This is a genomic window from Janthinobacterium sp. PAMC25594 (genome assembly GCF_019443505.1).
Lineage (GTDB): Bacteria > Pseudomonadota > Gammaproteobacteria > Burkholderiales > Burkholderiaceae_D > Janthinobacterium.
Genome location: NZ_CP080377.1, coordinates 3,825,421 through 3,844,557, shown reverse-complemented (window position 1 = coordinate 3,844,557; position 19,137 = coordinate 3,825,421). Strand labels below are relative to the sequence as shown.

Annotated in this window: 19 protein-coding genes; 6 read left to right on the top strand and 13 right to left on the bottom strand. The window is 62.9% G+C overall.

The window, feature by feature from the left end:
• The first annotated feature begins 141 nt into the window (after positions 1 to 141).
• Entirely contained in the window at positions 142 to 504 is a 363-nt protein-coding gene (locus tag KY494_RS17285) for a hypothetical protein (RefSeq protein ID WP_219887646.1), read from the top strand.
• A gap of 15 nt (positions 505 to 519) precedes the next feature.
• Here the strand turns inward: KY494_RS17285 and KY494_RS17280 are convergent, their stop codons facing one another.
• Entirely contained in the window at positions 520 to 1,101 is a 582-nt protein-coding gene (locus KY494_RS17280) for a molybdopterin-dependent oxidoreductase (RefSeq protein ID WP_219887645.1), read from the bottom strand.
• A 224-nt stretch (positions 1,102 to 1,325) separates the two neighbouring features.
• On the opposite strand from KY494_RS17280, the gene KY494_RS17275 reads away from it, so the two are divergent.
• On the top strand, positions 1,326 to 1,907 hold the full coding sequence (locus tag KY494_RS17275; protein ID WP_219134062.1) for a porin family protein: 582 nt from the start codon (positions 1,326 to 1,328) through the stop codon (positions 1,905 to 1,907).
• A 72-nt stretch (positions 1,908 to 1,979) separates the two neighbouring features.
• On the opposite strand, the gene ettA is transcribed toward KY494_RS17275, so the two are convergent.
• Positions 1,980 to 3,650, bottom strand: coding sequence for an energy-dependent translational throttle protein EttA (gene ettA / locus KY494_RS17270; RefSeq protein WP_219887644.1), 1,671 nt, complete (start codon positions 3,648 to 3,650; stop codon positions 1,980 to 1,982).
• A gap of 96 nt (positions 3,651 to 3,746) precedes the next feature.
• A complete protein-coding gene (gene rarD, locus KY494_RS17265) occupies positions 3,747 to 4,631 on the bottom strand; it encodes an EamA family transporter RarD (protein WP_219887643.1) in 885 nt (294 codons plus the stop codon).
• Between the two features lie 238 nt (positions 4,632 to 4,869).
• Here rarD and KY494_RS17260 point away from each other — a divergent pair, with 238 nt between their 5' ends.
• Positions 4,870 to 6,747 (top strand): potassium transporter Kup, encoded by a 1,878-nt coding sequence (locus KY494_RS17260; RefSeq protein ID WP_219134059.1) that lies wholly within the window; start codon positions 4,870 to 4,872, stop codon positions 6,745 to 6,747.
• Between the two features lie 167 nt (positions 6,748 to 6,914).
• A complete protein-coding gene (locus KY494_RS17255) occupies positions 6,915 to 7,376 on the top strand; it encodes an FKBP-type peptidyl-prolyl cis-trans isomerase (protein WP_257572059.1) in 462 nt (153 codons plus the stop codon).
• Between the two features lie 73 nt (positions 7,377 to 7,449).
• On the opposite strand, the gene KY494_RS17250 is transcribed toward KY494_RS17255, so the two are convergent.
• The 3 genes from KY494_RS17250 to KY494_RS17240 form a co-directional block, all read right to left on the bottom strand.
• Positions 7,450 to 8,121 carry a diphthine--ammonia ligase gene (locus KY494_RS17250; RefSeq protein WP_219887642.1) on the bottom strand — a complete coding sequence of 224 codons (672 nt, stop codon included), beginning with the start codon at positions 8,119 to 8,121 and terminating at the stop codon, positions 7,450 to 7,452.
• Positions 8,118 to 8,585 carry a GNAT family N-acetyltransferase gene (locus KY494_RS17245; RefSeq protein WP_219887641.1) on the bottom strand — a complete coding sequence of 156 codons (468 nt, stop codon included), beginning with the start codon at positions 8,583 to 8,585 and terminating at the stop codon, positions 8,118 to 8,120. The genes KY494_RS17250 and KY494_RS17245 overlap by 4 nt, the downstream gene beginning before the upstream one ends.
• A gap of 121 nt (positions 8,586 to 8,706) precedes the next feature.
• Positions 8,707 to 9,132 carry an organic hydroperoxide resistance protein gene (locus KY494_RS17240; RefSeq protein ID WP_035823589.1) on the bottom strand — a complete coding sequence of 142 codons (426 nt, stop codon included), beginning with the start codon at positions 9,130 to 9,132 and terminating at the stop codon, positions 8,707 to 8,709.
• A 284-nt stretch (positions 9,133 to 9,416) separates the two neighbouring features.
• Here KY494_RS17240 and KY494_RS17235 point away from each other — a divergent pair, with 284 nt between their 5' ends.
• Entirely contained in the window at positions 9,417 to 10,682 is a 1,266-nt protein-coding gene (locus tag KY494_RS17235; protein ID WP_219134056.1) for a histidine kinase, read from the top strand.
• On the top strand, positions 10,669 to 11,451 hold the full coding sequence (locus KY494_RS17230; protein WP_219887640.1) for a LytTR family DNA-binding domain-containing protein: 783 nt from the start codon (positions 10,669 to 10,671) through the stop codon (positions 11,449 to 11,451). Before KY494_RS17235 ends, KY494_RS17230 begins: the two co-directional genes overlap by 14 nt.
• Before the next feature lie 43 nt (positions 11,452 to 11,494).
• Here the strand turns inward: KY494_RS17230 and KY494_RS17225 are convergent, their stop codons facing one another.
• The 7 genes from KY494_RS17225 to KY494_RS17195 form a co-directional block, all read right to left on the bottom strand.
• Positions 11,495 to 12,538 (bottom strand): histone deacetylase family protein, encoded by a 1,044-nt coding sequence (locus tag KY494_RS17225; protein ID WP_219887639.1) that lies wholly within the window; start codon positions 12,536 to 12,538, stop codon positions 11,495 to 11,497.
• Positions 12,539 to 12,557: 19 nt separating this feature from the next.
• Positions 12,558 to 14,159 (bottom strand): glutamate--cysteine ligase, encoded by a 1,602-nt coding sequence (gene gshA, locus KY494_RS17220; protein WP_219887638.1) that lies wholly within the window; start codon positions 14,157 to 14,159, stop codon positions 12,558 to 12,560.
• Between the two features lie 215 nt (positions 14,160 to 14,374).
• Positions 14,375 to 15,205 (bottom strand): peptide chain release factor N(5)-glutamine methyltransferase, encoded by an 831-nt coding sequence (prmC, locus tag KY494_RS17215; RefSeq protein ID WP_219887637.1) that lies wholly within the window; start codon positions 15,203 to 15,205, stop codon positions 14,375 to 14,377.
• Positions 15,206 to 15,215: 10 nt separating this feature from the next.
• Entirely contained in the window at positions 15,216 to 15,686 is a 471-nt protein-coding gene (locus KY494_RS17210; protein ID WP_219887636.1) for a disulfide bond formation protein B, read from the bottom strand.
• A gap of 204 nt (positions 15,687 to 15,890) precedes the next feature.
• A complete protein-coding gene (gene prfA, locus KY494_RS17205; RefSeq protein ID WP_219887635.1) occupies positions 15,891 to 16,967 on the bottom strand; it encodes a peptide chain release factor 1 in 1,077 nt (358 codons plus the stop codon).
• Positions 16,968 to 17,054: 87 nt separating this feature from the next.
• Positions 17,055 to 18,329 (bottom strand): glutamyl-tRNA reductase, encoded by a 1,275-nt coding sequence (hemA, locus tag KY494_RS17200; protein WP_219134051.1) that lies wholly within the window; start codon positions 18,327 to 18,329, stop codon positions 17,055 to 17,057.
• A gap of 92 nt (positions 18,330 to 18,421) precedes the next feature.
• Positions 18,422 to 19,111 carry a response regulator transcription factor gene (locus KY494_RS17195; RefSeq protein ID WP_071079937.1) on the bottom strand — a complete coding sequence of 230 codons (690 nt, stop codon included), beginning with the start codon at positions 19,109 to 19,111 and terminating at the stop codon, positions 18,422 to 18,424.
• Between the last annotated feature and the right edge of the window lie 26 nt (positions 19,112 to 19,137).

Below are 19,137 nucleotides of genomic sequence, written 5' to 3'. Positions count from 1 at the left end.
ACCACGACTTACCAAATAAAAGTGCCGATTTGTCGACAAAGATGCAAATTAGCAATAAGATTTGACGATGGGAATCATTGCGCACCGCCCCTGTCTTGCCGTCCGTTTTCGGCGCAGGACACCACGCGCAGGGAGTGTAGTATGTTATTTTTAAAGAGTACGTCTGTCAGCAAGGCCCCCGGCATTTATGAGGTCGACATCGCCGCCAAGCCGCCGGGCAAGACCTTCGGCGTTTTTCTCGCCACCGATCCCGACCATCCGCCACAGGCCTTGCTGGGACAATTGAAGGCGCTCGGTTTCGAGAACACCTATAGTTCGCCCTACCTGCACAAGGATGCGGGCAAAGTGCTGGACCTGCATTTCCAGAAGGATGGCACGGATATCTTCAAGGGCTGGAAAACCGAGGAATGCGCGCTCAACCTGGCCGCCATCACGGCGCTGTTCGAGGAGCACGGCATCACTATCTCCCCACGGGTTATGTCGATGGCGGAAGCCTACGCGTAATTTATCTCAATCGCTTCAGCCAGCCTCCACGCCGATGTGATATAGCGCCCACGGGCAGCTGGCGAAGCGTTCGGCCAGGGGCAGTGCCGCCACGGCCGCGATGCGGTCCGCGTCGTGGATCGCCCATAGCGGCCCCAGGCCGCCCAGCGCCATCGCCTGCCCGTCGAGGTGGGTGGCGACAATAAAACGCTGCGCACGCACTTGCGCCACGGTCAGCGCCGCCGCATAGCCATCGACGGCGCGCAGCAGCAGGCGCACATCATCTTCCTCCGGGGCGCCTGCCGCCTTCAAGACATCGACCAGCAGCGGCCCGCGCAGGGCATGCGCCTTGCCGTCGTATTCCAGGGTGGGATGGATGGTGCGCGCCGGCAAGTTCGTCAGCGCCGCAAAGTCGAATGCCCGCGCCCGCTCAAAACTGACTTTCTGCTTGTGCATCATCTGGTCGCGCACGGCGTCGAACGGACCCCGGTTGGGCTTGGCGATGCTGCCCGTGATGGTCAGCAAGGCCGGACCGCGCAGGCCGGCGGGCGCTGCCCGGGCGATGGCGGGCAGGGCGGTGGCCGCCATGGCGGCGGCGAGAAACTGGCGTTTGTGCATGCACCTCTCCTGTTCGTCTGAAATTCAAATTTCTCTTAAGTCTATCTTAAGTTCGCTCAACGGTGCGCATTTTACGGTTATTGTCAGTTTGTAATCTCCGCTTACATCTTGTCACAGTTCTTACGGAATGGAGAAAGACGTAGCTTTTTTCGGCTGTTATTGTGTAGTCATCGCACTTCGCTGAACTGCGAATCCAGGCAAGTCAACTAATTAAGAGAGAGAACATGATGAAGAAGAAAATCCTGTTTGCAATGATCGCTACCACTACTGCACTGACCGGCATGAGCGCCGCGCACGCCGAAGGCGCCTATGTGGGTGCCGGCGTCACGGGCAACCGTTATAGCTTCGATATTCCTGGCGCCACCAGCGCCGATAATCACAGCGGCTACAAGGCGGGCGCGAAGGTGTTCGCCGGTTATGATTTCGATAAAACCTGGGCGGTCGAGGGCGGTTACGCCGATTTCGGCAGCAAGGATTACAGCTATGTCACCAGCACCGGCAACGGTTCCGTGAAAAGCGATTCGCACGGCTACTACCTGGCCGGCAAGGCCAGCATGCCGGTGAGCGATAAAGTCGGCGTGTTCGGCAAGCTCGGTGTGGCCAAGGTCAAGAATAGCTTGAGCGGCACAGGCCTGTCGACCGGCATCAGCGGCAACGACAAGACGGGCGTGTACGCTTCCGTCGGTGCCCAGTACGCGATCAACGAGAAAGTCTCGCTGACGGCGGAAGTGGAACACTTCGGCAAGAGTGCCGACCAGGGCCGCAAGGCGACGGGCTTAGCTCTTGGCGCACGCTATAACTTCTAATTTATCAGAAGTTTGCTGAAAAAAAAGGCAGTTACCGCGAGGTAACTGCCTTTTTGCATTGCTGCACCCGATTTATACGGTGAGCGGTTTGTAGCGGATACGTTTCGGCTTGGCACCTTCTTCACCGAGGCGTTTCTTCTTGTCCGCTTCGTATTCCTGATAGTTGCCGTCAAAGAAGGTGACTTGCGAATCGCCTTCGAAGGCCAGGATGTGCGTGGCGATACGGTCGAGGAACCAGCGATCATGCGAAATGACCATCACGCTGCCGGCAAATTCCAGCAAGGCGTCTTCCAGCGCGCGCAGGGTTTCCACGTCCAGATCGTTCGACGGTTCATCGAGCAGCAGGACGTTGCCGCCCGCCAGCAAGGTTTTTGCCAGGTGCAAACGGCCACGTTCACCGCCGGACAGATTGCCGACGATTTTTTGCTGGTCGCCGCCCTTGAAGTTGAAGCGGCCCAGGTAGGCGCGCGACGGCATTTCGAAGCGGCCGACCGTCAACATGTCGGCGCCGCCGCACACGTCCTGGAAGACGGTCTTGCTGTCCGACAGCGAGTCGCCGCGATTCTGGTCGACGATGGAGACGCGCGCCGTCTGGCCGATGGCCACTTCGCCGCTGTCCGGCTGTTCCATGCCGGTAATCATCTTGAACAGGGTCGACTTGCCGGCGCCGTTGGGGCCGATGATGCCGACGATGGCGCCTGGCGGCACGGTGAAGCTCAGATTGTCGATCAGCAAACGGTCGCCGAACGCTTTCGACACGTTCTTGAACTCGATGACCTCATTGCCCAGGCGTTCAGCCACGGGAATGAAGATTTCCTGCGTTTCGTTGCGCTTCTGGTATTCGTGCTCGGACAGCTCGTTGAAGCGGGCCAGGCGGGCTTTCGACTTGGCCTGGCGCGCTTTCGGGTTCTGGCGCGACCATTCCAATTCCTTCTGCAGCGCCTTCTGGCGTGCCGATTCCGTCGATTCTTCCTGTTTCAGGCGGGCTTGCTTCTGTTCCAGCCAGGTCGAGTAGTTACCCTTCCATGGAATGCCGCTGCCGCGGTCCAGCTCCAGGATCCACTCGGCTGCGTTGTCGAGGAAGTAGCGGTCATGGGTGATGGCCACCACGGTGCCGGGGAAGCGCAGCAGGAATTGTTCCAGCCAGTCGACCGATTCCGCATCCAGATGGTTGGTCGGTTCGTCGAGCAGCAGCATGTCGGGCTTGGACAGCAACAGCTTGCACAGCGCCACGCGGCGCTTTTCACCGCCGGACAGCACGCCGATGCTGGCATCCCAGGGCGGCAGGCGCAGCGCGTCGGCGGCCATTTCCAGCTGCAAATTCAAATTGCCGCCGTCGGAAGTCGAGATGATCGCTTCCAGGCGTGCCTGTTCCGTGGCCAGGGCGTCGAAATCGGCGTCTTCCTCGGCATACGCGGCGTACACGGCTTCCAGCTTGGCTTGCGCTTCAAACACTTCGCCCAGGCCCGATTCGACTTCCTGGCGCACGGTTTTTCCCGGGTCCAGTTGCGGTTCCTGTGGCAGGTAGCCGATGTTCAGGCCCGGCATCGGCACGGCTTCGCCCTGGATGTCGGTGTCGATGCCGGCCATGATTTTCAGCAGGGTCGATTTGCCGGAGCCGTTCAGGCCCAGCACGCCGATCTTCGCGCTTGGGAAGAAGGAGAGGGAAATATCTTTCAGAATCTGGCGCTTGGGCGGGACGATTTTGCCCACGCGATTCATGGTGTAGACGTAATTTGCCATTAGAAATCTCGGGTGATATACAAAGATGGACAGGATACGGTAAACGCCCGCTTCCGGCCAGCGCTGCGCGCTGCGGAAACGGACGCCAGGGCAAGACTAGCTGCTGGCGCGCGCCTTGCGGGCCGTCCACAGCCCTTCGGCCGCGTACAGGCCCAGCGCCGTCCAGATGACGAGGAAGCCCAGCATGCGTTCGGGCGTGAACGATTCGTGGAAGACCCACACGCCGATCAGCAGCTGGCCCGTGGGGGCGATGTATTGCAATAGCCCCAGCACGGCCAGCGGCAGGCGGCGCGCGCCGGCGGCAAACAGCAGCAGGGGGATGGCCGTGATGGGGCCGGACGCCAGCAGCAGCGCGCGCGTGGCGGTGGAATCTGTATTGACGAAGCCGCTCTGGCCGTGCCAGGCCAGCCACAGCATATAGGCCAGCGCCAGGGGAAATAAAATCAAGGTTTCGAATGACAGGCCTTCCAGTGCACCGAGCGCGGCCGTCTTGCGCAGCAAGCCATAGCCGCCGAAGGTGGCCGCCAGCAGCAGGGCGATCCACGGCACTTGCCCCGCCTGCCAGGTGAGCCAGGCCACGCCGCAGGCGGCCAGGCCGATGGCCAGCCACTGCAGGCGGCGCAAGCGCTCGTGCAGCAGCATAAAGCCCAGCATGACATTGATCAGGGGCGTAATGAAGTAGCCGAGGCTGGCGTCGACCACGTGGCCGTTGTTGACGGCCCAGATATAGATGAACCAGTTGGCGGACAGCAAAAACGCACTGGCGACGAAGCCGGCCACGACCCTGGGCTGCGTTTTCAGGCTGCCCAGCCAGCTCCACTGGCGGCGCACGGTCAGCACGATGCCTAGAAACAACAGAGACCAGACCATGCGGTGCGCCAGGATTTCCTGTGGTGCGATCTCGCCGATGGCATGGAAATACAGGGGGAACAGGCCCCAGCACAGGAAGGCGAGGGAGGCGTACAACATGCCTGGATTCATGATGGGCTTCGCTGGAGAGTAGACAGTCTGTCATTATGGCTGAAAACATCGGGGGCTGCCCGGCGCCGCTGGCGAGGCGTAGAATGGCAACAAATCAATGGCCGCAAGCCCGCGCAGCAAGGCGGAGCGGTACAAAACCACGACTTTGGGGCAGCTGCGGAACCATGCAAAAATACTCTTGCTATTTGCTAATACCTATCATATTGTGCGATGCAACAAAACAAAAACGGGTGCAATCTTGACGTCGGAACACAAAAAAAGCGGCCTGGTCGGCTTGACACTGGCTGCCGTCGGTATCGTCTATGGCGATATCGGCACCAGTCCGCTGTACACCCTCAAAACGGTCTTTGACCCGGCCCACGGGCTGGCAGTGACGCATAACAACCTGCTGGGTATCGTTTCGCTGATCTTCTGGGGCCTGACCCTGATCGTTTCGCTGAAATACGTGACCCTGGTGCTGCGTGCCGATAACCGCGGCGAGGGCGGCATCATGGCCCTGATGGCGCTGGTGCTCTCGTCCGTCAGCAAGTCGTCGCGCTGGCATGTGCCGCTGATGGTGATCGGCGTGTTTGGCGCCACCCTGTTCTATGGCGACAGCGTGATCACGCCGGCCATTTCCGTGCTGTCGGCGATCGAAGGCCTGGAAGTGGCCACGCCTGCCTTCAGCCCGTATGTGGTGTGGCTGACGATCGCCGTGCTGGTGGCGCTGTATTCGGTGCAGTCGCATGGTACGGCCGGCATCGGCCGCTTCTTCGCTCCCATCATGCTGATATGGTTTGTCGCGCTCGCCGTTATGGGCGTGCTCAACATCATCAAGTCGCCAGGTATCCTGGCCGCCGTCAATCCCTTGCACGCGGTGGCTTTCCTGCTCGACAATGGCCGCATCGCCTTCCTGTCGCTGGGCGCCGTGGTGCTGGCGCTGACGGGCGCCGAGGCGCTGTACGCGGACATGGGCCACTTCGGCAAGAAGCCGATCCGCATGGCCTGGTTCCTGATCGCCTTTCCCGCGCTGGCGCTGAACTACCTGGGCCAGGGCGGGCTGCTGCTGGCGCACCCGGAAGCCATTTCCAATCCGTTCTACCAGCAGCTGGGCGCCTGGAGCGTGTATCCGCTGGTGATTTTGTCGACCATGGCCACCGTGATCGCTTCGCAGGCGACCATTTCCGGCACCTTCTCGATGACCAAGCAAGCCATCGCGCTGGGCTTCCTGCCGCGCATGCGCGTGCGCCACACGTCGGAAAGCGAAATCGGCCAGATTTACATCCCGGCCGTGAACTGGCTGCAGCTGGCCGTCGTGCTGCTGGCCGTCGTCGGTTTTGGTTCGTCGGAAAAGCTGGCCGCCGCCTACGGCATCGCTGTCACCGCCACCATGCTGGCCACCACGATCCTGACCTTCTTCGTCATCCGCTACCGCTGGAAGATGAATTTGCTGCTGTGCTGGGCCGCCACCGGTTTCTTCCTGATCATCGATGTGAATCTGTTCGCGGCCAGTTCCCTGAAACTGTTCCACGGCGGCTGGTTCCCGCTGTTGCTGGGCGCCGTCCTGTTCATCATCATGCTGACCTGGAAACGGGGCCGCCAGCTGGTGTTCCAGAACCTGGAAAAGCACGCGATCCCGCTCAACGAATTCCTCTCTTCGCTGTTCATCGCGCCGCCGCTGCGCGTGCCCGGCACGGCCATCTTCCTGCGCGGCGAAACGGATGGCGTGCCGCATGCGCTGCTGCATAACTTGCTGCACAACAAGGTGCTGCATGAACGCGTCATTTTCCTCACCGTCTTCATGCATGAAGAGCCGTGGGTGTTGCCATCCGAGCGCGTGCGCGTGGTGGAGCTGGGCCACCAGTGCTACCAGGTCAATGTGCATTACGGCTTCAAGGATGAACCGGACATTCCTGCGGCGCTGGCGCAATGCGCCGAGCAGGGAATGGATTTCGAGATGATGGAAACGTCGTTCTTCATCGCGCGCCAGACCATCATCTCGACGCCGGGGGCCGGCATGATGCCATGGCGCGAGCACCTGTTCGTCACCATGTCGCGCAATGCGCGCACGGCGGCCGACTACTATCAGATCCCGAGCAACCGGGTGATCGAACTGGGCACGCAAGTGGAAATCTAGGCCCTACGGCGCGGTGGAATGGATGTTTTGTCAATGTTGTATTGGCGCACAATCTTCCGCCGTGCTTACGTCTGCTTACAAATGAGGCTGGCGACACCTGTTAAACTGCTGCTCGCACCGGTCCGCACCGTACGGATCGAGCCACACTCAATATTTAAAGGGAAACCATGAAATCGGTATTTAAAATGATCGCCACGATTGCCTGTGCCGTGGCCCTTGCCGCCTGCGGCGCCGCCGCAAACACGGAAAAGCCGGTCGTGCTCGACCCGAATACGCAGGTGAAAGAACTGACCATTACCGATGTGGTGCTCGGCACCGGCACGGCGGCGGCGGCGGGCGATACCCTGACCGTGACCTACACGGGCTGGCTGTACGACGCTAGCAAGCCGGGCAACAAGGGCACGCAGTTCGATGCGAGCCTGCCAGGCGCAGGTTTCCCATTCGTGCTGGGTTTCGGCCAGGTCATCCTGGGCTGGGACCGCGGCCTGGTCGGCATGCAGGCGGGCGGCACGCGCACCCTGGCCATTCCGTATGACCTCGGTTATGGCAAGGCGGGCAAGCCACCGGCGATTCCCGGCTACGCCGGCTTGCTGTTTGAAGTCAAGCTGATCGGTGTGACGAAAAAGTAAGCACACGCAAGGCAGCTGATACCAGGGGCGATTCCACGGAATCGCCCTTTTTGCTTTGCGGGTCCTGTCTGCGTCAGGCTGGCGCCAGTTCCTGGAAGTAATACGTGGCGCCGCCCAGCGTGGCCGGCGCGTCATATTGCAGCACCTGCGTGCGGCGCAGCGCCACAGGGGCGCTGAAGGCGGGGCCGTCGTAGACGAAGGTGTGGAATTCGCCGTTTTCGCCGCAGGCGTCGACGCCGGGCGGCAGGTCGGCGAGGAAGGAAGCATCGAACTCGCGCCCGCAAAACTCGCGTGGCAGGTGCCGGCCATTGATGCAGACGACGATGGCCTTGAAGCCGGCGGCGAGAAATTCGTCGACCAGCGCGCGCCGCGCTTCGCCCCACAGGGGCAGATGCGCGGTCAGGCCGGCCGCGGCGCAGACTTTTTCTTCCCAGTCGCGGTGCGGCTGCAGGTCGATGTCGCCAAACAGGGCGTGCGCTATGCCCTCGTCTTTCGCCGCGCGCAGCATGGCGATGAATTGTTCCTCGTAGCTGGCCCAGCTGGCGTGATAGCGCTGCAGGCGCGCCCCCAGGCTGGCTGCCTGCGCTTCGAGCAGCTCGGGCGGCACGCCGTGCGAGCGCGATTTGCGGCCATCTTCATCCATGGCCGTGATCAGCAGCGGCACGCGCATGCCGGCGTTGCGCGCGCGCCACAGGGCCAGGCAGGAATCCTTGCCGCCGCTCCAGGAAATGAGGGCCGTCGTCATGCCGGTTTCTCCGCGCGCAGCATGTCGATGTGTTGTATGCCGTCTTCGTCGTACGGCGCGCTGACGGTGACAAAGCCGAACGACTGGTAGAAGCGCTCCAGATACTGCTGCGCACCGATGCGAATGGCGTGGCCAGGGTGCTGGCGTTCGGCGCGCGCGATGCCCTCAAGCAGCAGCTGCTTGCCGGCGCCCGTGCTGCGCGCTTCGGGCGCCGTCAGCACGCGGCCCAGCGACATTTCCACGTATTTGGCGCCCGGCGCCAGCACGCGCAGATACGCGGCCAGCCGGCGCTGGCCATCGACCGTTTGCCAGCCCAGCAAGTGCATGGCTGGCTGGTCATGGCCATCGAGGTCCGGGTAAATACACTGCTGTTCGATGACGAACACGCGCTGGCGCAAGGCCAGCACCTGGTACAAAGCGTGGGGGCCGAGTTCGTCGAACGTGTTCCATTGCCAGGCGATCATGCGTACTCCGAAAAATCAGGAAAAGAGCGTCATTCTAAAGGGACACGTGAAAAAAAAACCGCGCTGCCTACATGGCAGTGCGGTTTTGATGGTGACGCGCAGCAACTGATGCCAGGTGCGCTCAGACGATCGTCAGGGTGACGTCGATGTTGCCGCGCGTGGCGTTCGAGTAAGGGCACACGATGTGGGCGGCGGCGACCAGCGCTTCGGCGGCGGCGCGCTCCATGCCCGGCAGCGAAATTTTCAGTTCCACTTCGATGCCGAAGCCCGTGTCGATGGCGCCGATGCCGACGTTGCCTTCGATGGACAGGTCTGCCGGCAAGGCGATCTTGTCGCGGCCACCGACGAATTTCATGGCGCCGATGAAGCAGGCCGAGTAGCCGGCGGCGAACAGTTGTTCCGGATTGGTGCCCACGGCGCCATTGCCGCCCAGTTCTTTCGGCGTGGTCAGCTTGACGTCCAGCACATTGTCGGACGACACGGCACGGCCTTCGCGGCCTCCGGTGGCGGTGGCTTGTGCGCGGTACAGGACTTGTTTGATCGACATGATGGTTTCCTTGAGTAAATTAAATAGTTAACGACTAAATAGTGTGCTACTTGTTTCATGGGCTACTGCCCCAGGATGCCCGTCTGCAGAAGCGATTGCCGGCGTCCATGTGCTCAATATATATCGTGCACTATTTAATTGCAAGCGATTTTATTTTCAGGCGATGAGATTTGTGCTTTATTTTGATGCCTTTGTCGCCAGTATTGCCCTTCCATCGCATAATGGCCACCGTCGCCGGGGGCGATGGTTATGCTGGGCCCACTTCAAACCCCAAGGAAAAAATCATGACTAGCCTCTTCTTTATCCTGCGCATCACCTTGGCCACGATGCTCACCTACATCATCGCCACGGCAATCCTGGTGGAGAATTTCCTGCGCTATATCTTCGGGCATACGGAAGGCTTCTTTGTCATCGTCGGCGCGCTGCTGGCCAGCGCCGTCATCACGAATGCATTTTCGCATGTGCGGCGCGTGCGCCTGATCGCCGGTGCCGTCAATGCCAGCACTCTGTCGAGCCGCCAGCGGCGTCAGATCGAGATCCCGTTCGAGGCGGGCGAGGTGTTCGACATGATCGACGCGGCCATCCGCGAATTGCCGGGCAGCGAAGTGGTCGAAAGCGCGCGCGACAGCCTGCAGGTGCAGGCCAGAGTGCGCCGCGCCGCGCCGTACACGCACACGGGCTTGCCCCGCATGCGCGTGCTGGGTTTCCTGGAGCCGCGGCCGAACCAGATCCTCGCCACCGTCACGCCGAATGGCGAGGCGGGCAGCGTGACGCTGATCTGCGAGCCGGCGCGCAATGCCTGGACCGACTGGTTCCTCGTCGACCATGGCAGCAACCTGGAAAATGCGGAAGCGGTGACGCGGGCGATGACGCGCCGCGTGGCGCAGCGTCGGCGCGGCGAGCAGGCCGAGGCGCGCCAGACGGTGACGGAAAAGGAACTCACGGTGGCCAAGCTGAGCCTGCTGCACGCGCAGGTCGAGCCGCACTTCCTGTACAACACGCTGGCCAGCGCGCAGCTGCTCACGCGCAGCGATCCCGTGCGCGCCGACGAGATGCTGGGCAACCTGATCCTGTACCTGCGCCACTCGCTGCCGCGCACGGAGCAAGCCATGTCGACCCTGGGCACGGAGCTGGAACGCGCGCGCGCCTACCTCGATATTTTGAAAATCCGCATGGGCGGACGCCTGAACCTGCAGATCGAGGTGCCGCAATACCTGCGTCAGGCGGAGCTGCCGCCGATGATGTTGCAAACGCTGGTGGAAAACGCCATCAAGCACGGCCTGGAGCCGAAAAGCGGCGGCGGCACGATCTGGATCATGGCGCGCAGCGGTGACGGCACGGTGATCGTCACGGTGGCCGACGATGGCAAGGGCTTCAGCGACGACGGTGCCGGCACGGGCATCGGCCTGCGCAATGTGCGTGAGCGCCTGCGCTTGATCTACGGCAATACCGCCGCGTTTGCCATCGTCGCCAACTTCCCCGATGGCGTGACGGCCACCATCACGGTGCCGGACAGCACGGCGCAAGGAGTGTCGTATGCATCCGCCTGAGATGAGCTGCGTCATCGCCGAAGATGAAACCCTGCTGCGCGATGCGCTGGTGGCCCTGCTGGCCGAAGAGTGGCCTGGCTTGCGCATCGTCGCCGCCTGCGACGACGGCGGCACGGCGCTCGACGCCATCGCCACCCTGCGCCCCGACGTCGCCTTCCTCGACATCCGCATGCCGGGCCTGACGGGGCTGGAAGTGGCGGCTGGCGCGCTCGAAGCGAGTCCCGGCACCCAGGTGGTGTTCGTTACCGCCTATGACCAGTACGCGATCGATGCCTTCGACAAGGGCGCCGTCGACTATTTATTGAAACCCATCGCCCGCGAGCGTCTGCGGGCGACCTTGCAGCGCGTGCAGGCGCGGGCCGGCAAGGGACAGGCGGGCGACGGCGCGCTGGCCGGCTTGCTGCAGCAATTGAGCAGCGCCTTGCCGGCGGCGGCCAAGTCGCCGCCGCTGGTGTGGCTGACGGCCAGCAGCGGCAAGGATACGCGCCTGATCATGGTGGAAGACATCGCCTATTTTCAGTCCGATACCAAGTACACGGCCGTCATGACGGCGGACGGCGAGGCGCTGCTGCGCAAGCCGATACGCGAACTGCTCGACGTGCTCGATCCGGCCATTTTCAAGCAGATCCACCGCTCCACCATCGTCAACATGAAGATGGTGGCGTCGGTCACGCGCGACGAGGTGGGACGCGGCGTCTTGCGCCTGAAAACGCGGCCGGAAACCCTGGCCGTGAGCCAGCCGTTCATGGCGCTGTTCCGGAATATGTAGGTCGGCTTAGCCCGCCAGGGCGTAAGCCGACATCACCACCGGCCTACTCCGCCGTCTCAAAACCTTCGAGCACGTTCACCACATTGATGCCCAGTTCCCTGACCGCATAGCCGCCTTCGAGGATGAAGGCGGTGGGCAGGTTCAGATGGGCCAGGCGTTCGCCCACGCGCAGGTAGTCGCCGCTTTGCAGGGCGAAGTGCGACAGCGGGTCGCCGACGAAGGTGTCGACCCCGAGCGACACCACCAGCGCGTCGGGCGCGTACATCTTGATGCGCAGGCAAGCCGTTTCCAGCGCGGCGAACCAGCTGGCCGTGGTGCTGCCGGCCGGCAGCGGCAGGTTGACGTTGTAGCCGAGCCCGGCGCCGCTGCCCGTCTCATCGGCGTGGCCCAGGTAAAACGGGTATTCGCTGCGCGGGTCGGCGTGGATCGAGGCGAACAGCACGTCGTTGCGCGCATAAAAGATGCTTTGGGTGCCGTTGCCGTGGTGGTAATCGATATCGAGGATGGCGACCTTGCTGGCGCCGTCGTCGAGCAGGTGCTGCGCGGCCAGGGCCGCGTTGTTCAGAAAACAGTAGCCGCCAAAGAAATCGCTGCCCGCATGGTGGCCCGGCGGGCGCGTCAGGGCGAACGTGGCGCGCTCGCCCAGGCGCAGCGCGTGGGCCGCGTTGACGGCGCAGTCGGCGCCCGTCTTGGCCGCCGTCCACGTACCGGCCGTCAGCGGCGTGCCGTTGTCCATCGAATACAGGCCCAGCTTGGCCGTGAAGTCGTCCGGTTCGATATCGCTGCGCAAGGTGCGCACGGGCCACACGGAGGGCAAGGCATCCTTGTTGGCATTGTCCGGGTCGAGCGCCAGCCAGTCGTGCCAGGCGTGGCGCAGGAAGTGCAGGTAACGGGGCGTGTGGATGCGCTCCAGTGAGGTCAGCGGTACACCGTGCGGCGTGACGATGCGGCCCAGGTTGCGCCGTCCCAGTTCGGCCACCACCATGTCGGCCCGTTCGGGCGTCTCGAAGCAGGGCACCAGGGTGCCGCGAAACATTTCGAAGCGGCCCCGGTGCTGGCTGTGCAATTCATTGTAGAAGGTCAGCATCGGGGCATTTTTCGCAAGGTCAGGTGTGTGAACAAAGGGTGCTGGCGCGGTAGGCGGCGACGAAATCGTCGAAGCTGCCGGCGGGCGCCGCTTCCATGGCGCGCTGCTCGGCCAGCGAGCTGGCGGCCATCGCGTCGAAATACGCGCTTTGTTCCTTGCTTGCCGGCTGCGCGCGGAAGTAGGCGGCGTGGCGTTCGCTCTGGCGCAGGCCGAAGGCGGCAAACGAGCCGCCATTGGCGCGCAGTTCAGCCAATACCTTGGCCGATGGCGTCGCGTCCGGGTCGGCCAGTTTGGCCGCCTGCGCCGCCAGGCTGTCCGCATGCGCCGTGCCGCCAATGCGCGCATCGAGCATGGCCGCCACGGGGGCGATGCGCGCCAGCAATTCTTCGCCCCACGCTTGCAGGGTGATGTCTGCGCCATCGCGGCGCAAGGTCAGGCCCGGCGTGCGGCCTTCCTTGACGGTGCGGGCAAAATTGTGCGTGTAGCAGGCGCTTTGCTCGGCAGAAATCGGCGCACTGTCGTCGAGCGCGCAGAACAGCAAGAACGCGTCGAGGAAGCGGCCCGTTTCCAGGCTGATGCCGACCGGTTCGAACGGGTCGACATCCATGCAGCGCACTTCGATGTATTGCACGCCGCGCAGGCACAGGGCCTGGATCGGGCGCTCGCCCGTGCGGATCACGCGCTTCGGGCGGATGGTCGAATAGTATTCATTTTCGATCTGCAGCACGTTGGTGGACAATTGAATCCACTCGCCATCCTTCTTTGTGCCCAGCGCCGCATACGGCGGATACGGGTCGTTGACGGCATGCGTGAGGGCGCTGACGTAGTCTTCCAGGCTGTTTTCGTGCGGGCGCAGACCCGACTGGGCATCGTTCTGGTAACCGAGGTCGCTCATGCGCAGGCTGGTGGCGTAGGGCAGGAACAGGGTGTCGCCGGACAAGGTGTCGAGCTTGTGCGCGCGGCCGCGCAGGAAACCGCTGGACAGCGCCGGCGAGGTGCCGAACAGGTACATCAGCAGCCAGCTGTAGCGGCGGAAATTGCGGATCGTCGCCAAATAGCTTTCCGACTGCACGTCTTGCGGCGTGGCCGCCGCGTGTTGCGGGCTGGCGCTGGTGTCCGGGTTGCTGGCGAGCACTTGCCACAGCTGTTCGTCGAGCGAATAGTTGTAGTGGATGCCGGCGATGCATTGCATGGCCTTGCCGTAGCGCAAGGCCAGGCCGCGCCGGTAGACGTGCTTGAGCATGCCCATGTTCGAGCTGCCGTAGTTGGCGATCTCGATATCCTCCTCAGGCGGCAGCTGGCACGGCATCGACTGGCTCCACAGCAACTCGTCACCGAGGCGGCTGTAGGCGTGGCGGTGCACGGTATCGAGCTTGTCGAGCGTGACGGCGATGTCGCTTTCAGCCGGTGTGATGAATTCGAGCAGCGCTTCGGCGTAGTCGGTGGTGATTTCAGGGTGCGTCAGCGCCGAGCCCAGGGCGGCGGGGTGGGGCGTGGAAGCCAGTTGGCCGGCATGGTCGACGCGCAGGGTTTCACGCTCGATGCCGCGCAAGCCGCCCAGCAGCGCGCGGTTGGCATCTTCGGTCAGCAATGCCAGGCGGCGAGTCAACAGGTTGGGCAATTTGAGCTTCCTTTCTTGTGCAGCATATAAATAATTTGTGCTGAGATTAACCGAATTTTGGCAAATGCGTCGGCGCCGGCCCAAAAAACGCCGCGTCGCCAGCGTCCGCCCCGGGCAAGAGGGGCGGCGCTTCGGTCAGGAATTCGCTTGATATTTTAACAAACTGCGGGGGATCTGGCGCGCCACTGGGTCAAGCTTTGCGCAGGTGGCAACGGTCAGCCCAGGCGGGCGCCGCTGACGCGCTCGATGCCGGCCAGGTCGCGCCAGCTTTGTACTTTGCTGTAGCCGGCGTCGGCCAGCAAGCCGCGCACGGATGCCGCCTGGTCATAGCCGTGCTCCATCAGCAGCCAGGCGCCCGACGCCAAGTGACGCGCGGCGCCGGAGACGATGGTGCGCAGGGCCGACAGGCCGTCCGCGTGGTCGGTCAGCGCACCGACCGGCTCGAAGCGCAAATCGCCTTCGGCCAGGTGGCGGTCGCCGCTGGCGATGTAGGGGGGATTCGAGACGATCAGGTCGAATTTTTCCGTGCCCAGCACTTCGAACCAGTCGCTGGCCATGAAGGTGATGTTGACGCCGTTGGCGCTGGCGTTGCGGCGCGCCACGGCCAGGGCCGTGCTGCTGACGTCCAGGGCCGTGACGACGGCGTCGGGCCGCGTGTACGCCAGCGCGACGGCGATGGCGCCGCTGCCCGTGCCCATGTCGAGCACCCGTCCGCCAGGCGGCAGGCGCTCGAGCGCCAGTTCCACCAGCACTTCCGTGTCGGGGCGGGGAATCAGCACGGCGTCGTTGACTGCGAACGGCAGGCCGAAGAATTCGCGTTGGCCGACGATGTAGGCGATCGGCTCGCCTTGCAGGCGGCGCGCCAGCAAGCCTGATAAACGTTCGGCTTCATCGGAAGTGAGCACACGCTCCGATTGCGTGATCAAGCTGACGCGCGACAGGCCCAGCGCGTGGCCCAGCAGGATGCGGTTGTCGAGCGGATCGAGCAGTGGACGGATTTGCAGGGCGCCGACAGTGCTGCCGGCGGGGATCAGTGTTTCTGGCATGGATAGTCTATTATTTCTTGCGGCGCAGCAGTGTCCACAGCAGGCCTACGGTAAAAATGGCGAACCAGGCGAACGCCCATTGTGGGATCGACAGGCCGAAAAATGGCTCGCCGGCGTTTTCGCAGGCGCCATACGATTCAAACATGAACGGCATGAGTTCGGCCGTGAAGACCTTGTTCAGCGCCGTTTCCACCGGGTCGATGCCGCACGAGAAGCCGGGATGGGCCAGCACGTACAAATGCTTGGCGCCCACGCCCAGGCCGCCCAGGGCCGCCAATACGCCGATGCCGGCGCCGATTTTCGGTCGGTTGGCGGCCGCGCCAGCCAGGCAGGCGATGCCGATGGCGAGGAACAGGTAGCGCTGGATCACGCACAGCGGGCACGGCGCCATGTTCATGGCATGCTGCAAATACATGGCCACGCCCAGCATCAGGAAACACAGGGCGGCGATCAACAGGAGGACGGTGCGTGAATTTTTCATGGGCGACACGGTGAGGTGGATGGAATCGAGCTGGTCATTTTCGCACAAGGCCGGATTTTTATTGCTTAGCCGCTACTTAAAGCTGTCGGCTTACGCGCTGCGCGCTAAGCCGACCTACAAATTGCGGCGTAGGACGGCGTAGGTCGGCGTAGGACGGCGTAGGTCGGCTTAGCGCAGCGTAAGCCGACACAACGGCGCCAGCGTTTAGTCGCCTAAAGCAGCCAGCAGTTCCGCCTGATGCTCCGCCGCCAGCGCATTCGTCAAATCCGTCAAATCGCCGTCCATGATGAAGTCCAGCTTATACAAGGTCAGATTGATGCGGTGGTCCGTCAGCCGGCCCTGCGGGAAATTATAAGTGCGGATGCGCTCGCTGCGATCGCCCGAGCCGATCAGGCTCTTGCGCGTGGCCGCTTCCTTCGACTGCTGCTCGCGCAATTGCACGTCCTTGATGCGCGCGGCCAGCACTTTCATCGCTTGCGCCTTGTTCTTGTGCTGGCTGCGGTCATCCTGGCACTCCACTACGATACCGGTGGGCAAGTGGGTGATGCGCACGGCCGAATCGGTCTTGTTGATGTGCTGTCCGCCCGCGCCCGAGGCGCGGTAGGTGTCGATGCGCAGGTCGGCCGGGTTGATGTTGACGTCTTCGACTTCATCGGCTTCCGGCATCACGGCCACCGTGCAGGCCGACGTATGGATGCGGCCCTGCGTTTCCGTGGCCGGCACGCGCTGCACGCGGTGGCCGCCCGACTCGAATTTCAGCTTCGAATACGCGCCATTGCCGACCACGCGCACGATCACTTCGCGGTAGCCGCCCAGGTCGGAGTCGGACGACGACACGAGTTCCACCTGCCAGCGGTTGCGTTCGGCAAAGCGCGAGTACATGCGTAATAAATCGCCGGCGAACAGGGCCGATTCATCGCCGCCCGTGCCGGCACGAATTTCCAGGAAGATATTGCGCTCGTCATTGACATCCTTCGGCAGCAGCATGGTTTGCAATTCGCGTTCCAGGCGCGCCATGGTGGCTTTCGCCGCCTCGATCTCTTCCTGCGCGAATTCCTTCATGTCCGGGTCGCCCAGCATCTCTTGCGCCGTGGCGATATCGTTGCCCGCTTCCTGGTAGGCATGGTACAGGGCCACCAGCGGGCCCAGTTCGGCGTGCTCGCGCGTCATCTTGCGGTAACTGTCCATGTTCGACGTGGCGTCCGGGTGCATCAGCAGTTCGTCGAGTTCGACCAGGCGGTTCGCCAGTTGATCGAGTTTGCCCAGCATGGATGGTTTCATAGCGATTCGCGGTAAAAGAGTGTAGGAATGATGCAAGCCCGGCAGGCGGGCAGGGGTGGCCGCGCGCGGGCGGCCAGCGGGGCTGCGCTAACGGCGGGGGCGGAACAGTTTCGGCAGCAGGGTGACCAGCTGCTTGCGCTCGTCGCCTTGTGCCTGGTGCAGCGCCTGCTGCGGGCCGTGCAGGAACTTGGCCGTCAAGCCTTTCGACAGCGCTTCCAGCACGGCGTCGATGTCGGCGCCCTTGGCCAGCATCTTGCGCGCCCGTTCGACTTCCATCAGGCGCAGCGCTTCGCTGTTTTCATGCAAATGCTGGATGACGGGCACCATGGCGCGGTCATCGACCCAGCTCATGAACGATTGCACGCGCGTCTCGATGATGGCCTCGGCTTGCGCCACGGCCGCCTGGCGGCTTTCCAGTCCCGTCTGCACGACCTTGCCCAGGTCGTCGACCGTGTACAGGAAGACGTCGTTCAGGCGGCCCACTTCCGCTTCGATGTCGCGCGGCACGGCCAGGTCGACCATGAACATGGGTTTGTGGCGGCGCGCCTTGATGGCGCGCTCGACCAGGCCCAGGCCCAGCAGCGGTAACGATGACGCCGTGCACGAGATGACGATGTCGAACTGGTGCAGCATTTCTGGCAAGTCCGCCAGGCGGATGGCCTTGCCGTTGAAGCGGTGCGCCAGTTCCTCGCCCCGTTCCATGGTGCGGTTGGCAATCGTGATGCTTTTCGGGTTTTGCGCGGCAAAGTGCGTGGCGCACAATTCGATCATTTCGCCGGCGCCGATGAACAGCACGTTCTGCTCGGCGATCTTGTCGAAGATGCGCTGCGACAGGCGCACGGCGGCGGCCGCCATGGACACGCTGTGGGCGCCGATTTCCGTGCTGCTGCGCACTTCCTTGGCGACCGAAAAGCTGCGCTGGAACAACTGGTGCAGATACGTGCCCAGGCCGCCCGCCTCGTCGGCCGTGCGGATGGCGTCCTTGATCTGCCCCAGGATCTGCGTTTCGCCCAGCACCATCGAATCGAGCCCGGAGGCGACGCGGAAGGTGTGGCGCACGGCATCGTGCTGCGGCAGCATATATAAGTGGGGGCGCAGCTCGCTGTAATTGAGCTGGTGATAATCGGCCAGGAAATGCGCGCCCGCATCGAGCGGGTTCGGCACATGGCTGGCCGCATACAGCTCGGTGCGGTTACACGTCGAGAGAATGGCCGCTTCGTCGTTGTCGCGCAGGTCGATGCGCTGGAACCAGGTGCGCGCCGCCATCACCGCCGAACCCAGATGCTCAGGCGCAAACGCCAGCTGTTCGCGGAGCGACACTGGAGCGGTGGTATGGTTGAGGCCGACGGCGAGCAGTTGCATTTCAGGGCTGTTGGGAATTCTTATGCCGACATTATAACGCCTTGTGCCCGCTCTTTGAGCAGTTCGCCTGTTTTCACCCGGATGCGTGGGCGTCACCCGCCCAGTTTTTCCAGGCGATAACCATAACTGTAGACGGGCACGAGGCGGTAGCCGTGTTCCGGTTTCAGCTGCAGCTTGTTGCGCACGCGCGAGACGTGGGTATCCATGGTGCGCGAGGGCAGGGCCGTGTCGCGCTGCCACACGGCTTCGTGGATGTAGGCGCGCGACAGGGGACGGCCCATATTGCGGAAAAACAGCAGCGCCAGGGCGAATTCCTTGTGCGTCACGTCCAGCACTTCGCCATCCTTCAGCAGGCGGCCGGGGCGGGTTTCAAACGTGTAATGACCAAATTGCAAATACTCGGCGCCATTCTGCGCCGGGTAGGCCACGCGCAGCAGCGCCTGGGTGCGCAACGTCAGTTCGCTGCGCCGCAAGGGCTTGATCATGTAGTCGTCGGCGCCGGCCGTCATGCCGGCCACCACATCGTCTTCGCCCGAGCTGTTGGTCATAAACAACACGGGTGCCTTCGGCGCCAGTTTTTCCCGGGCACGGCGCAATACTTCGGCGCCATCCAGATCGCTCACATGCCAGTCGAGGATGAGCATGTCGCAACTGTCCTTGCGCAGTTGCCCCAGCATTTCCTTGCCACTCTGAAACTCGTGGCAAGCGTGGCCGGCGGCGGTGAGCACCTGGCAGATCAGTTCTGCCTGACTATGGTCGCTATCGAGTACGGCAATTCGCATAATGGGCTGGAGTGTGTAGCAACAAA

What these genes read in the sequence shown, in the direction of transcription:
- rarD (WP_219887643.1), bottom strand. Translation starts at nt 4,631, where the DNA reads ATGAATCCAGGCATGTTGTACGCCTCCCTCGCCTTCCTGTGCTGGGGC.
- KY494_RS17195 (WP_071079937.1), bottom strand. Translation starts at nt 19,111, where the DNA reads ATGCGAATTGCCGTACTCGATAGCGACCATAGTCAGGCAGAACTGATC.
- KY494_RS17285 (WP_219887646.1), top strand. Translation starts at nt 142, where the DNA reads ATGTTATTTTTAAAGAGTACGTCTGTCAGCAAGGCCCCCGGCATTTAT.
- ettA (WP_219887644.1), bottom strand. Translation starts at nt 3,650, where the DNA reads ATGGCAAATTACGTCTACACCATGAATCGCGTGGGCAAAATCGTCCCG.
- KY494_RS17230 (WP_219887640.1), top strand. Translation starts at nt 10,669, where the DNA reads ATGCATCCGCCTGAGATGAGCTGCGTCATCGCCGAAGATGAAACCCTG.
- KY494_RS17280 (WP_219887645.1), bottom strand. Translation starts at nt 1,101, where the DNA reads ATGCACAAACGCCAGTTTCTCGCCGCCGCCATGGCGGCCACCGCCCTG.
- hemA (WP_219134051.1), bottom strand. Translation starts at nt 18,329, where the DNA reads ATGCAACTGCTCGCCGTCGGCCTCAACCATACCACCGCTCCAGTGTCG.
- prfA (WP_219887635.1), bottom strand. Translation starts at nt 16,967, where the DNA reads ATGAAACCATCCATGCTGGGCAAACTCGATCAACTGGCGAACCGCCTG.
- KY494_RS17245 (WP_219887641.1), bottom strand. Translation starts at nt 8,585, where the DNA reads ATGATCGCCTGGCAATGGAACACGTTCGACGAACTCGGCCCCCACGCT.
- KY494_RS17235 (WP_219134056.1), top strand. Translation starts at nt 9,417, where the DNA reads ATGACTAGCCTCTTCTTTATCCTGCGCATCACCTTGGCCACGATGCTC.
- prmC (WP_219887637.1), bottom strand. Translation starts at nt 15,205, where the DNA reads ATGCCAGAAACACTGATCCCCGCCGGCAGCACTGTCGGCGCCCTGCAA.
- KY494_RS17210 (WP_219887636.1), bottom strand. Translation starts at nt 15,686, where the DNA reads ATGAAAAATTCACGCACCGTCCTCCTGTTGATCGCCGCCCTGTGTTTC.
- KY494_RS17275 (WP_219134062.1), top strand. Translation starts at nt 1,326, where the DNA reads ATGATGAAGAAGAAAATCCTGTTTGCAATGATCGCTACCACTACTGCA.
- KY494_RS17240 (WP_035823589.1), bottom strand. Translation starts at nt 9,132, where the DNA reads ATGTCGATCAAACAAGTCCTGTACCGCGCACAAGCCACCGCCACCGGA.
- KY494_RS17250 (WP_219887642.1), bottom strand. Translation starts at nt 8,121, where the DNA reads ATGACGACGGCCCTCATTTCCTGGAGCGGCGGCAAGGATTCCTGCCTG.
- KY494_RS17255 (WP_257572059.1), top strand. Translation starts at nt 6,915, where the DNA reads ATGAAATCGGTATTTAAAATGATCGCCACGATTGCCTGTGCCGTGGCC.
- KY494_RS17225 (WP_219887639.1), bottom strand. Translation starts at nt 12,538, where the DNA reads ATGCTGACCTTCTACAATGAATTGCACAGCCAGCACCGGGGCCGCTTC.